Here is a 13,289-nt window from a genome sequence, read left to right on the forward strand (position 1 = left end):
GCTTTTGTGGGGTTATGAATCACTATTTAATTATTATCGTAAGGTGGGCATCTTTCCCGCTATAACAATGATTAACCCATAGAATTTTATGATAACTCTGGGGCTTCGGTTAACAAGGGATTGACCTCAAACCACCACTCCTCCTGATTGCGATATTCAAAAACCCAACGACTGCGAATTAAGGTCTGATATCCTTGATCATCACTCACTTTTTTACGTTGTTGCACCTGTCGAAGCAACTCCCATTCTGCATCAGAAATGGTCATTCGCAGTTCATTACGACTCTCTCGAATAATTTTTTCGAGAATTTCTCCCTTGAGGGGTAAACTCAACCCTTTTTCAATCCATTTACTCAAAAACCGCAATAGATCACGGGGATGCCCTCCACTCATGCGACAGAGACGGTCTAATGCTGCTTGAGATTCAAATATATTGTCTAGTTGTGCTAAACGGTCTTCGGGGGTAGCATCGGGTAAAGCCCGCGCTAATGCCATCTGACGCAATAAAGCCATTCCTTGTTCGTGTTCCCTACCATCTTTATAACAGGGGGGGATCATTGGCAAAACGAGGGGTTCAGCGTCGAATCGTTGGGTTAAATTGCCGTATTCGTTGGAAAATTTCAGGGCGAGGGGCATGGTATAAACGAGATGACAGGCGAGTTTGCTTAAATCAGCCCCGCGATCTACAAATAAATATTCTGCTTGGGGTCTGCCCCAAGATTTATTACGCTGGATAATGCGGTCTAAGTTGTCCACAATGACGACTAATCCGGCTTTTCCTTGTTTTTTGAGTTGCGCGATCGCAGGTTGAATTAATTCCGTATTAATGGCCTCGATCAGTTGGGGAGTCCTCGGCCCAAGATACTGATTTAATTGTTCCCGCAAGCGAGGATCACGCTTAACTCTGGCGTTAACCTCCGCAATACCCAACGCCAGAGAAAATTTCCCCTCTTTCTTCGTTGATAACTTAATTTCCGGTAATCCCGCAACAGAAGGAATTCCCACCTTAAACTGTTCAATCTCCACTTCTGAGAATAAAACCTTAGTCGCCCCTTGCAACAGTCCCATTAACCGTTGCGGCAAAGGAATGGTCATCTCCTCTAAACTCTGGCTTAACCGTCGCGCAATTGCAAGAAAAACATCGCTAATATCCACATCAGCCATTTCTAAGTCTTCACTGGACTCAAAATAAACCACATGAAACCGTTCCGCTTGTAATTCCAGTTGCAACCGCAGTAATTCCGTGGATTTCCCGCAACCAATATATCCTGTAAATAGGGTGCAAGTAGGGTCATCAGGACAGAAAAAAGAGATTTTCGTTTTCAGTTCTTGAATCAAGTCCGCACCCCGCACCTCGGAAAAATCAATATAGTAACGACGGTCTTCTGGGGTACTCAGGCCAATAGTTTTGGTCGGGTTAGCAGCGCGATAGAAGGTGCGGATATCTACAGCCATAGGGTTTTGGTGGAAAGATTTTGCTCAAATTTTACCATTATCAATAACTGCCAGTCCATTCCAGTCCAAGGATTATGAAGGTAACTCTTGATCCGCAAACTAGAAACCGGGTTTCTTTCTAACTCTCTAATCTTCACCCTAAACTGACCACAGAAACCCGGTTTCTCCCTCTCCACCAGCCAACTAGAAACCGGGTTTCTTTCTAACTCTCTAATCTTCACCCTAAACTGACCACAGAAACCCGGTTTCTCCCCCTCCACCAGACAACTAGAAACAAGATTTCTTTCTAACTCTCTAATCTTCACCCTTTAGCGGATGTTTGTACCATTGTGACCTTTTTGTTATCAGGATGAGCAAGTGAATGGGGACAACCCCTGCTAGTCCTACTTCCACGCTTCCCAATCTAAATTAAAAATGGACATATCGGGAAAAGCGATCGCATTCCCATTTTGAATTAAACGTTGTTGCAATTCTCGCAACTGAGGATTAGACCGAGGCATGGTTTCTACTAACTGGTAGGGCAAAATCCCCTGTTCTAAAGCATAATCCGCCGTTGTCCCGGCTGCTGCACCGACCGACCATTCAAAGGAATGTACTCGATATGCGGCAGCCGCAATATGACTGGTGGCGATACTTTTCCCGGCGACTAAGAGGTTATCAATTTTTTGGGGAATCAGGGCCCGGAGGGGAATTTGGGCCGGATAGGTGGTGGCGGCCCCCTGTCTTGTTCCCTCTTTTTCGGTGTTATTGGGATGTTCTGGGGGGGAAAGGGTCATACAGGGGTGAAAATCAATATTGTATTGGGAAATGCCCACAGAGTCGGGATAAAGGGTTGATCGGGTGCGTCGGGTAATTTGGTCTAGGGGAATTTCTCCCCTCGCTACGGCCAGGGCTTCGAGTCCTGCTAATCTGAGCCATAATTGCTCATAGAGGGAGGGGGGGAGGGTATTTTTGTAGTAGGGATCACGGTAATTTTGGGCTGAGATATCAATTTCATTAATACTAAACCCTTCGGGATAAGCAAAGGAGGGACGACCGATGAGACGACGGCCTTCGCGGATGTAGGGATATTTGGAGAGGCCGTGGACTGTCCCCATGGGGGAGTCTAACCCGGAGAGATAGCGATAGGTGGGGTCCGGTTGTTTGACTCCTTCTCCTAACTGAGAGTCGGTTGTCCCTTGGACGAACCAATAAAAGAAGCTGATGGCGTGTTCTTCGCCTTTTCTGAGGGTTTCGGTGCGTAACCCTCCCCTCCATCCTCCGGGTTGCAGTTGTCCGGTTTCTCGCAGTTGTTCACGGGTATAGACTAGGTTATCTTGGGCGGTTCCGGGGCGGTAATCATTGCCCCATGTCCAGTTTTGCATGGAGATATCCCCTGGGGTGACTTCTGTCCAGTTGATGCCGCGAAACCCGGTTTTTTCTCCGGTGGTGGGACTCCAGATGCGACGGTAGGTAAAGAGGAGGTTGAGGTTGGCTAACCGGGGGAGTTCAAAGCTGAAGTAGGGTTCGTATTGGGGGTAGAATTCGGGGACTTGGTAGGTTTGGGGGGTGGCAGTTTTCTCCATGGCGAAGGTGTAGGTGAATCCCTGGGTGCAATAGGGGTCGCCTGTGGGGCTTGAGGAGGAGGGTTCAACGGGGGATAGGGGGTCAATGCCCAAACGGTAGGGAACGTCGGCGAGAGCGATGATTTCCCCGGTTTCTGTGGCATCAATGACGAGCCATTGTTCTTGTTTGGGTTGAAAGCGAAGGAGGGTTTTGGTGAAGCGGGGGGAGTCTGTGTAGGTGTATGCGTCGGGGAGGATGTGGGAGAGGGGGCCAGGGGGTGAGGGTTGATGTTGAATAGCGATCGCGCTTTCAATCAATCGCCCGGTTTGATCATAGTCTAGTTCTTTCACGACGGTGGAGGGAAACCAATGTAAGCGACCTTGGCCTTGTTGTGCTGCATGGTTTAACTGTTCAGTGAGGATGTGGTGAGCATCATCGGGCCGAAAACAGGACTCACTCACCCAACAGTCACCGGGGTTGAGTTGATGGTAAAATTTCTCGATGCGGATGCGAAAATTGTTGTAGCCTCTAGGGAAGAAAAGGCGCGATCGCTGCATACGTTTTTCATCCAAAGCCGATGTCCCCTGGGCCGAAACCTGTCCCCCCACCCAGTCTGTAATCTCGGTCATACAGACAGTACGCCCCGCCCAGAGTGCCTCATAGGCCGTCGCCGTCCCCGCTAACCCGCCCCCAATAATCAACAGATCACAATCCACGGTATCATCAACAGAACGGGGAGGAGCAGCCACAGTCCCCCAAGGAAGGGAACTCACAAGAGTTAAGGTACTCGCCAGCAGCAGCGCAAACGGTGTCCGGTTCATAAGAAATAATGAGGAGTCAGACTTCGATTGTAGCGCGAGTCCCAAGAGATAGGGAAGCATGGGGCGATCGGGAAGCATCCAGTTTAGACAACAGTACCATAAACCCATATCTCCCCATCTCCTCCATCTCCTGACTCCCATCTCCCCTAAAAAACCCATTTTAAATATTCTGCGGATACGGAAAACTAAAAAATCTTGGTATCCTGTTCTGAAAAGTCCCTTTTTCAGGAGAATAGTTAAAGATGTCTTCAATTTTGTCCACCTCCCTATGGAAAAAGCAATGGAATCGTGCCAAGACCCTTACCCAAGCAGCCATCATTGGTACAGGAGCCGGGTTACTCTGCTGGGGAGGAGGTGTCAACGCAACGGAAGTGATCAACGTCAGATACAATGAATTTGAAACGACTGTCACCACCGATATCCTCGTGGACTTCGCTAGAAATGGCGATATAGGGCCTGAATTAGAAGATTTACTCTTAGAAATTGGGGAAATTGGTGCAGAAGTTCCCGATATCCTACAAGATGCACTCACCACCGAAATTCGCCTCCGTCCCGACTTCATCCAAAACCTCTTGGGGTCTTCCATTGGGGAATTTGTCGTGGTGCAAATTGAGCGAGCGATTAATACTGGCCAAGTTGAGGAAGATGTCGCTTATCTCAAAGATACCATTGAAGAATCCATAGAAGATGATAACCGCGTCTCCATTCTGGAATTAGTGGAACGGTATCCCGTCGAAACCGTTAACTTAGACCTATCCAGTCTGCAAAGCATCTATGAAGGGGCCGTTAACTTCATTGACGGACTGCAACCCACCTTATCAGTGGTGTTAGACTTCTTAGAAGGAGCGATTTGTGACTGTCCTGCTCCGACCGCAGACGAAATGGATAGTGAGATGGATAGTGATCTGCAATCTTCCGCTACCACGGACAAAAACTGTCCCACCAACTTAACCGTCACCGACGAAAACCTTGGCGAAACGACCTTAACCGTGGAAGAAACCGCCCAAGGAGTGAAAAGCATCACGGTGAAAAACGTTAAGTAAGAGAAAATCTGTGCAACTATCGAGAAGGAATTATGGCTTTATCTTTGCGATCGAAAGTGACTCAAGTGGGGATGTGTCTCCTGGGAGCAGGGAGTAGTCTGCTGCTGAGTAGTCCCCGGTCTGAGGCCGCAGACCAAGTGGTTCTCACCTATGGACCCATTCAAGAAACCATTTCTGTTGAAGACTTTGTGGAGTTTGCAGAAACTGGAGAACAGTCCAATGATTTACAAGTGTTACTGGGGTATTCTGGCCAAGACCCAGAAATGGTGCAACAGTTTCTCACCTCTGAAGTGGGGTTAGATTTCCTGTTTGCTCATGATGTCTTAAATACCATTTTTGGGGAATATGCTCTCTTTGAAATGGGGGATATTATCCACACGAAGTCCAAACGGGCTAATATCCAGTCCTTGCGGGGGGGAATTTTGATGTCGCTGTCGGATGATGGCCGCATCAGTTTGTTGGAATTTTTCCAAAATTATCCCCTAGAGTATATGTATGTGGATGGGCAAAACCTCGCCCGTGTGGCCAATGATGTCAACCGCATTGTGACGCAAGTGTTGGATTTTGTTGAAGTTCCCATTGCAGTGTTACGGGACTTGTTAGGGAGTTTTATCTGTGAGTGTGAACCCCCCACAGATTAACATTTAGTCCCTCAGTTGAGTCTTGGGTTAACCCCCAAGGCTCAAAGCCAAACCCCATTCCAACAGGTTGAGTCATTCTTGGGCAGGCAGTCGGTCAATTATCTGCTACGCTAACAAAGACACTGGCTCAAACGGGACACTGAGAGAAGAATGCAGGGGAAAACTTTACTCCTTGGGACAACGGGACAACTGGGACAGGCGGTACAACGGGCATTTAGTCAAGCGGGGAAAGAATTAGTGAAAGAATTAGTGACAGTGGGGCGCGATCGCTGCGATTTCACCCAACCGGACCAAATTCGCCAACTCGTCCGCAATCTTCAACCCCAATCTATCATTAACTGTGCCGCTTATACAGCAGTGGATCGGGCAGAAAGTGAACCCCAGTTAGCCACCACCATTAATGCCACAGCCCCCCAAATTTTAGCCGAAGAAGCCGAGCAAGTAGGGGCAACTTTAGTGCATTTTTCCACAGATTATGTCTTTGATGGACACCACCATCTCCCCTATACTGAAACCGATCCCCCCAATCCTCTCGGTCAGTACGGGAAAAGCAAACGAGAAGGCGAACAAGCCATTTTAGCCACCTGTTCTCAATCCCTCATTCTCCGCACCAGTTGGGTGTATGGGGCCTATGGCCACGGAAACTTCGTGAAAACCATGCTCCGACTGGGGAAAGAACGAGAAAAACTAAGAGTCGTAGAAGATCAAATCGGCACACCCACCTGGACCGGGGACTTAGCAGCTTTAGTGACCCAACTTCCCCCTGATTTTACCGGGCTTTATCATTACAGCAATAGTGGGGTAGCCAGTTGGTATGATTTTGCGGTAGCCATCTTTGCAGAAGCGCGAAATTTAGGACTCTCTTTCCCCCTTCAACAAATCATCCCCATTCCCACCTCAGAATACCCCACCGCCGCCCAAAGACCGGCCTATTCCGTTCTCTCCTCCCAATCTCTGATCCAAGCCTTAGACCATATCCCCCCCCACTGGCGAAGCAGTTTACAAAAAATGCTCAAAAATTATTTCAGTTAATTGTAGTACCTTGACAGAGGTAGGTCTTCAACCAGACCCCTTTCGAGTATTGCGAGTCATAAAAATATCACCTATCGTTATCGTAGGTCTCTAAATCCCGCAAATAGGCAGAATAAAGGACATTGGCATCATAGAGGGCAGTATAAAAAGAAGGCATAGACTGGATGTTTGTTCATAACCAACAACCAACTCGCCGTTTCCTAACAGATGAGCTATGGTGTAAGTAGTTTCGCGCTTGGTGTAATTCTCCTCACGATTTTGGACTATGAAAAGACTCTTATTAATCGGCTTATTTATTCTCGGCCTAGGGTTTGCCCTATGGAGTTATCAGGGGTTAGCCAACCAAGGCACGTATAACTCCATTATTTTAGATTTTCGGGAGGATATTCCCACGACCACCTTAGAGGAAAAATTAGAGACCATTGCCACTCGCTATCATGTCACTCCCCGTCTGAATAGCGAATTCTCTGAACAGGATCATATTTACATCATGGACGGAGACGCAAGCACCTTGCAAACCCTCCGTAAATCTAACTTTAAAGCGGTTACGGAATATATTGAACCGAACTACACTTATCACACCCTTTTTCGACCCAACGACCCCGACTATAGTAAACAATGGAACTTACAAGCGATTAACGTTGAAACCGCTTGGGAAGACTCCACCGGGGAAGGCGTGACAGTGGCCGTAATTGATACTGGAGTAAGTCAAGTCCCGGACTTAAAAGACACTAAGTTTACTCAAGGTTATAACTTTGTCAGTGACCAAATAGAAGCCCAAGATGATGTGGGCCACGGAACGCACGTTGCGGGGACTATTGCCCAATCGACCAATAATAACTACGGCGTGGCCGGCATTGCCCATCATGCCAAAATTATGCCCATTAAAGTCCTTGGCCAAGGTGGAGGGGGGACGGTCTCCGATATTGCCGAAGGTATTCGTTTTGCAGCAGATCATGACGCAGATGTCATTAACCTCAGTTTAGGGGGCAGTGGGTCTAGTCAACTGATGGAAGAAGCGGTAAATTATGCCTATGATAAAGGCGTTGCTGTTATTGCGGCTGCCGGAAATGAAAACCGCAATTCGGCCTCCTATCCGGCCCGCTATCCCAAAGTATTAAGCGTCTCAGCCCTCGATTCTGGGCAAAATAAAGCCCCTTACTCTAACTTTGGGGCGGGAGTAGACATTTCGGCCCCTGGAGGCGGTGAGAACGGTAAAATTCTGCAACACACCATTGATCCTCGCACAGGAGAGGCGGTTTTTGCGGAGTATCAAGGGACCAGTATGGCGGCCCCCCATGTGGCCGGAGTTGCGGCTTTAATTAAAGCGGCTGGCATTACTGAACCAGAACAGGTTTATGATATCTTGCAGAAATCTGCCCGACCTGTAGAAGAAGACACTTTAAATCATTATGGGGCAGGACAACTGGATGCAACGTCGGCGGTAAAATTGGCCTTGAAAGGGCAAATTACGGTGAAAGACTTTTTCCGATGGTTGCGGGATAGTGGTTATTTAAACCCCGGCTTTTGGATTGATGGGGGTGTGGTGGCCTTGTTGCCTAAGTTAGCGATGGTGATTGGGTCTTATTTGTTAGCGTGGTTGTTACGCAACTATTTCCCCTTTGCTTGGAGTTGGACTTTGAGTAGTGGTTTGGTTGCGGGGAGTTGTGGGTTGTTTTTCCTACAAGGTTTTTATATTTTCGACCTTCCCCAGGCCCCTTTCCGAGTGTTAGGGAGTTCTATTCCTGAGTTAGGGAATGCGTTAAATGGGGGAACAGCGTTAAATCCGTTGTTTGCCAGTCTTTTAATTCCAGGGGTATTAATTATCCTGTTGTTGGGACATCCCCAGTGGAAATGGTTGGCTATTGGGACGGCTTTGGGGGTTTCTTCTTGTTTAGCAGTGAATGCGGTGATTTCCCCGGAAGTGTGGGGACTGGGAGAGGGGATATTGGCCCGGGGTTTCTTGGGGGTGAATGCGTTACTTTGTTTTGCTTTAGCGAAGCTGGTGATGAAGGATGAAACGGGGGTAAATTTGGGGTAGGTTAAGGGGGTTTGTTGTTTGTAAACAAGGGAACAGGGAACTCCGGAACAGTAATGTTGTTTGTTCTTTGTTCTTTGTGATTTTCCCATGCCTTGGGTTTCAACCCAAGGCTAATAGCTGAAACCCGTGTTTAACGGGTTGATAGACCAACTCCCCTATGTCCTCCATCTTCCCTATCTTCTCCATCTCCTCCATCTTCCCTTTGTGTCCTTTGTGTCTTTGTGGTTCAATCCCCCAACTATCAACTCCCCACCTTCCCCAAAGTAGAGGCAATTCAGGAATTGCCCCTACTACCCTGCTATTAAGTAATCACAGTGGGTTCATTACGGCCTGTGAACTCTTGAATTTTGGCTACGTCTTTAGCAATTTGGATTAAGTCCCCTAATGCGGTTTGGGTGTCTTCTCCGTGTTTGCTGGTGTCTGGTTCATAACTTTCTAAATACACCCGTAGGGTGGCCCCTTTGGTCCCGGTCCCGGATAAGCGGAAGACAATACGGGACCCGTCGGTAAAGCCAATGCGAATGCCCTGTTTTTCGGCGATACTGCCATCAACGGGATCAGTGTAACTGAAATCATCGGCATATTCGATGGTGTAAAACCCGAAGGTTTGGCCTTTGAGAGGGGTAAATTGCGATCGCAAGTTATCCATTAACTCGGTTGCTGCGGCCTTGTCCACCTCCTCGTAGTCATGACGGGAATAAAAATTCCGTCCATAGGTCTGCCAATGTTCTCGCACTAACTCCTCAACGGATTTCCCCGTCACCGCCAAAATATTCAACCAAAACAAAATTGCCCACAGGCCATCTTTCTCCCGCACATGGTTCGATCCTGTCCCAAAACTTTCCTCACCGCAAAGCGTCGCTTTCTCTGCATCGAGTAAATTCCCGAAAAACTTCCAACCTGTCGGGGTTTCATAACAATCTATCCCCAGTTTAGCGGCCACACGGTCGACTGCGGCACTGGTGGGCATTGAACGGGCCACTCCGGCTAGGCCATCCTTATACCCCGGTACGAGGTGAGCATTGGCTGTTAACACGGCTAAACTATCGCTAGGGGTGACAAAAAAGTGGTGGCCTAAAATCATATTGCGATCGCCATCTCCATCCGACGCAGCCCCAAAATCTGGTGCATCCTCCCCAAACAGTAACTCAACCAACTCCTCGGCATAAACCAAATTCGGGTCCGGATGGCCACCGCCAAAATCTTCCAACGGTTCGCCATTTTGTACCGTCCCCTTGGGAGCATTCAACCGCCCTTCAAAAATCTGCTTCGCATAGGGCCCCGTCACCGCATGAAGCGAGTCCATACACATCCGAAACTTCCCAGAAGTCAGCAACTGACGAATCGCCTCCAAATCAAACAACGACTCCATCAACTCCAAATAAGGGACAACCGAGTCAATAATCTCCACCTCCATTGTCCCCAGCTTAAATGTCCCCACACGGTCTAAATTAATATCCGCCGCTTCTAAAATCTTATACGCTTGAATCCGCTTACTCTGCTCAAAAATCGCACTCGTCACCTTTTCCGGTGCAGGGCCACCATTGCTGATATTGTACTTCACCCCAAAATCTCCATTGGGTCCCCCTGGGTTATGACTCGCCGAAAGAATAATCCCCCCAAAGGTCTCATACTTGCGAATAATGCAGGATGTAGCCGGAGTGGAGAGAATGCCCCCTTGCCCCACCAATACCTTACCTATGCCATTAGCCGCCGCCATTTTGAGAATGGTTTGAATCGCCGTGCGGTTGTAATAACGGCCATCTCCCCCTAATACCAAGGTTTGTCCCTCGATGCCATCGAGACTGTTAAAGATTGATTGAATAAAATTTTCCAAATAATGGGGCTTTTGAAAGTCAGGAACAGACTTCCGCAGCCCTGATGTACCGGGTTTCTGATCCTCAAACGGCGTGGTCGCCACTGTACGTAAATTCATAAAAACCTCACCTAAGCGTTCACCCTCATCTTAAAACGGCAGGGGGAGTTTTTTGGGAATGGGGGAGGGGTAATGGAGAATGGAGAATTGAGAATGGAAAATTGATAAGTTTTAGTTTATTTTTTTGTAGTTTTTATTGAATATTTCTATAAAAAGCTCAAATTTACAAAAATTAACTAAAAAAATCGCTCTGATCTCGGTCACGCAGTGATGGGGGTTTGAGGCAGAAATTTGACAAAAAAGGGGACTTGACAGAAAATTATACTCCGAAGGAACTAATTTATAACTAAATTTGCTCAGGCACTCCTCAACTACCCATTCCTTCGTTGCTTGCTTAATTTGACTCCCTTTATTTTCAGTATCCCGTGACAGAATTTTTGGCTAATTTTGAGAGGTGCGTTTGACAAAATCGCCAAAATATGCAATACGATCCCTCAACCCCAATAATTATATATATAGCACTTTTCAAACTCGCAAGGTACACATTTAACAAGGTACACATTTAACAAGTATAACAGCTAAATTGTTGATTTTCTCGTAAGGATTCAGGAATATTCAGGTAATGTTACCTTAATACACCTTGGGTTGAAACCCAAGGCTAATAGCTGAAACCCGTTGAAAACGGGTTAAGAGACAAACGAGTTACAAATCTAGTCATTACACTGTTATAGCGTTTTTATTTGAGTTGTAAACTAGCTTTTGGGGGGAACAGAAAACAGGAATAAACATTTTAGAGCTTTTTCTTGCTTTTTGATTGATTAACAATCATTAATTTTTGCTAAAGTAAAACACTTTTAAACTGGGTTTCTTTGAGTGAGCAAAAACTACTCTAATCCCTCTCAAAAAACAACAACAAAAATCACCAACTTTCCATCAACTTCTGCACCCCAGTTACATCCGTTAAATTATACTGTAATGGAGTAATCGTAATGTAATTATCTCGAATAGCTTGGACATCCGTCGGGATATCAGGAGGGAGATGAGTATGGGGAGGTTGTTCGATTTCCTCCACCGCTTCCCCTGCTAACCAATAATAACTTTTCCCCCTAGGGTCGAAACGCTTTTCAAACTGCTCAATATAACGACAAATACCTTGTCGAGTCACTTTCACCCCGGCCACTTGTTCCGGTTTAATCGCTGGAATATTAACATTTAAGAGGACATAACCAGGGAGAGGATGTTGTGTCAGATCACCCAATAACTCTAACGAAAATTGGGCCGCCGTCGGGAATTCTGAAGACGTAAAACTAGCTAAACTGAGAGCAATACTAGGAATATTTTCCATTGTTCCTTCCATTGCTGCCGAAACCGTCCCCGAATAGAGAATATCTGTCCCTAAATTCGACCCTTGATTAATACCAGAGAGAACAAAATCCGGGGGAGTCTCCAGTAAGGCACTCAACGCTAACTTAACACAATCTGCGGGAGTCCCCGAACAAGACCAAGCGGTGACAGAGGGATGATAAATTGAGTCTACAGGATTAGCTCGAATAGGTTGATGGAGGGTTAACCCGTGTCCAGTAGCGGACCGTTCTCGGTCTGGACAAACGACGGTGACATGATGACCCGCTTTTGCTAAGGTATCGGCCAGAGTCCGCACCCCTTGAGCAAAAATCCCATCATCGTTACTCAGTAATAGATTAAGCGGTTGCATGGGTTGGTTATTGGTTATGGGTTGTTGGTTATTGGTTATTAGTTGTTGGTGGTTGGTTATTAGTTGTTGGTGTTTGGTTATTAGTTGTTGGTGTTTAGTTATTGGTTGTTGGTTTAATCATTGCTAATTGTTAATTGCTAATTGTTAATTGTTAATTGTTAATTCGATGGGAAATCACCGCATAAAAAGGATCACCCCCACCCATGCCTAAAAGTTGTAACACAGGAGGACTGTTGGAGGTTTCTACAATGGCTTCTGGTTTACTAAACCCTTCCACCGAGCGAAAATAGCGTTTCACCAGTTGGAGACGACCTTGATCTGTTCCTTCTCGCCAGGCTGCGATCGCTTTTTGAAAAAACATTCGATTAGAAAAACTGACAATAGCAATTCCCCCTGGTTTTAAAACCCGATACATTTCCTTAAACACCTGGTCAGGATATTGCAAATATTGAATTGACACACAATTTAACACCGCATCAAACGATTGGTCAGGGAAAGGCAACACAGAAATTTCGTTAAGGTTTTGAACAAAAAAATGATCCAGTTGGGGGTTTTTGGCTAATTCTTCCTCATTCATGCCGTGGCCTTCCACATGAGCAAAATCCATCTCTGGGGGGAGATGAGACACCCAACTACTCATCATGTCTAAAATCCGCGTATTGGGTTGCAGTCGCTCTCGATAGAGTTGGGTGAGTCGGTCAATAAACCCTTCATCAACATGGGTCACAAAGCGAGGATAGGAGTAAAAAAGCGCATCACGGCTAGAATCGAGCTTTTGTCGTTGTTCAGGAAGCAACATAGGTTCTTAGGTGACTTTTCTGGAGGTGAGGGTAAGTTTCTTTATCTTTTTTTAGGCTCTGAGCGTATCCGGCTTCCCTTGCTTTCCGCTAAAGTAGGAATTGAGGTTCAAGCCTTGGAACGTTTCTCCTAGTCTAATTTAACTTGTTTCGTTAAACCTCAATCAGTAATCAGTAACTGTTACCAGTAAACAGTAAACTGTTACCAGTAAACAGTTTACTGCCACCCATCTCCCCTATCTCCTGACTAGGGAACAGGGAACAGGGAACAGGGAACAGGGAACAGGGAACAGGACAGTAGCTCAACTCTCAACTCCCAACTCCC

The 13,289-nt window shown here is 46.7% G+C and carries 9 protein-coding genes; 4 read left to right on the forward strand and 5 right to left on the reverse strand.

Translation table 11 applies throughout. The features are described 5' to 3' along the window. Positions 1-86: 86 nt before the first annotated feature. A complete protein-coding gene (locus PN462_RS05945) occupies positions 87-1,454 on the reverse strand; it encodes an ATP-binding protein (protein ID WP_272127103.1) in 1,368 nt (455 codons plus the stop codon). 383 nt (positions 1,455-1,837) lie between these two features. Further along, complete coding sequence (locus tag PN462_RS05950) at positions 1,838-3,820, reverse strand: FAD-dependent oxidoreductase (protein WP_443029080.1); 1,983 nt, start codon at positions 3,818-3,820, stop codon at positions 1,838-1,840. A gap of 242 nt (positions 3,821-4,062) precedes the next feature. Here PN462_RS05950 and PN462_RS05955 point away from each other — a divergent pair, with 242 nt between their 5' ends. From PN462_RS05955 to PN462_RS05970, 4 genes are all read left to right on the forward strand, one after another. Beyond that, positions 4,063-4,863: an alpha/beta hydrolase gene (locus tag PN462_RS05955; RefSeq protein ID WP_272127105.1), complete on the forward strand. Its 801-nt coding sequence runs from the start codon at positions 4,063-4,065 to the stop codon at positions 4,861-4,863. A gap of 32 nt (positions 4,864-4,895) precedes the next feature. Beyond that, entirely contained in the window at positions 4,896-5,504 is a 609-nt protein-coding gene (locus PN462_RS05960; protein WP_272127106.1) for an alpha/beta hydrolase, read from the forward strand. A gap of 150 nt (positions 5,505-5,654) precedes the next feature. Then, positions 5,655-6,536: a dTDP-4-dehydrorhamnose reductase gene (rfbD, locus tag PN462_RS05965; RefSeq protein ID WP_272127107.1), complete on the forward strand. Its 882-nt coding sequence runs from the start codon at positions 5,655-5,657 to the stop codon at positions 6,534-6,536. 265 nt (positions 6,537-6,801) lie between these two features. Continuing rightward, positions 6,802-8,577, forward strand: a complete 1,776-nt coding sequence (locus PN462_RS05970; protein ID WP_272127108.1) for a S8 family peptidase — start codon at positions 6,802-6,804, stop codon at positions 8,575-8,577. A 301-nt stretch (positions 8,578-8,878) separates the two neighbouring features. On the opposite strand, the gene PN462_RS05975 is transcribed toward PN462_RS05970, so the two are convergent. The 3 genes from PN462_RS05975 to PN462_RS05985 all read right to left on the reverse strand — a co-directional run bounded on the left by PN462_RS05975 (position 8,879) and on the right by PN462_RS05985 (position 12,966). Beyond that, on the reverse strand, positions 8,879-10,513 hold the full coding sequence (locus tag PN462_RS05975) for an alpha-D-glucose phosphate-specific phosphoglucomutase (protein WP_272127109.1): 1,635 nt from the start codon (positions 10,511-10,513) through the stop codon (positions 8,879-8,881). Positions 10,514-11,372: 859 nt separating this feature from the next. Further along, the gene (gene surE, locus PN462_RS05980; RefSeq protein WP_272127110.1) at positions 11,373-12,167 is read right to left on the reverse strand and encodes a 5'/3'-nucleotidase SurE; all 795 of its coding nucleotides are present in this window, start codon (positions 12,165-12,167) and stop codon (positions 11,373-11,375) included. 151 nt (positions 12,168-12,318) lie between these two features. Further along, the gene (locus tag PN462_RS05985; RefSeq protein WP_272127111.1) at positions 12,319-12,966 is read right to left on the reverse strand and encodes a class I SAM-dependent methyltransferase; all 648 of its coding nucleotides are present in this window, start codon (positions 12,964-12,966) and stop codon (positions 12,319-12,321) included. Positions 12,967-13,289: the final 323 nt, after the last annotated feature.

The organism is Spirulina sp. CS-785/01, assembly GCF_028330525.1.
In the GTDB taxonomy this organism is placed as follows: domain Bacteria; phylum Cyanobacteriota; class Cyanobacteriia; order Cyanobacteriales; family Spirulinaceae; genus JAQMSD01.

What these genes read in the sequence shown, in the direction of transcription:
- PN462_RS05960 (WP_272127106.1), top strand. Translation starts at nt 4,896, where the DNA reads ATGGCTTTATCTTTGCGATCGAAAGTGACTCAAGTGGGGATGTGTCTC.
- PN462_RS05970 (WP_272127108.1), top strand. Translation starts at nt 6,802, where the DNA reads ATGAAAAGACTCTTATTAATCGGCTTATTTATTCTCGGCCTAGGGTTT.
- rfbD (WP_272127107.1), top strand. Translation starts at nt 5,655, where the DNA reads ATGCAGGGGAAAACTTTACTCCTTGGGACAACGGGACAACTGGGACAG.
- surE (WP_272127110.1), bottom strand. Translation starts at nt 12,167, where the DNA reads ATGCAACCGCTTAATCTATTACTGAGTAACGATGATGGGATTTTTGCT.
- PN462_RS05975 (WP_272127109.1), bottom strand. Translation starts at nt 10,513, where the DNA reads ATGAATTTACGTACAGTGGCGACCACGCCGTTTGAGGATCAGAAACCC.
- PN462_RS05985 (WP_272127111.1), bottom strand. Translation starts at nt 12,966, where the DNA reads ATGTTGCTTCCTGAACAACGACAAAAGCTCGATTCTAGCCGTGATGCG.
- PN462_RS05955 (WP_272127105.1), top strand. Translation starts at nt 4,063, where the DNA reads ATGTCTTCAATTTTGTCCACCTCCCTATGGAAAAAGCAATGGAATCGT.
- PN462_RS05945 (WP_272127103.1), bottom strand. Translation starts at nt 1,454, where the DNA reads ATGGCTGTAGATATCCGCACCTTCTATCGCGCTGCTAACCCGACCAAA.
- PN462_RS05950 (WP_443029080.1), bottom strand. Translation starts at nt 3,820, where the DNA reads ATGAACCGGACACCGTTTGCGCTGCTGCTGGCGAGTACCTTAACTCTT.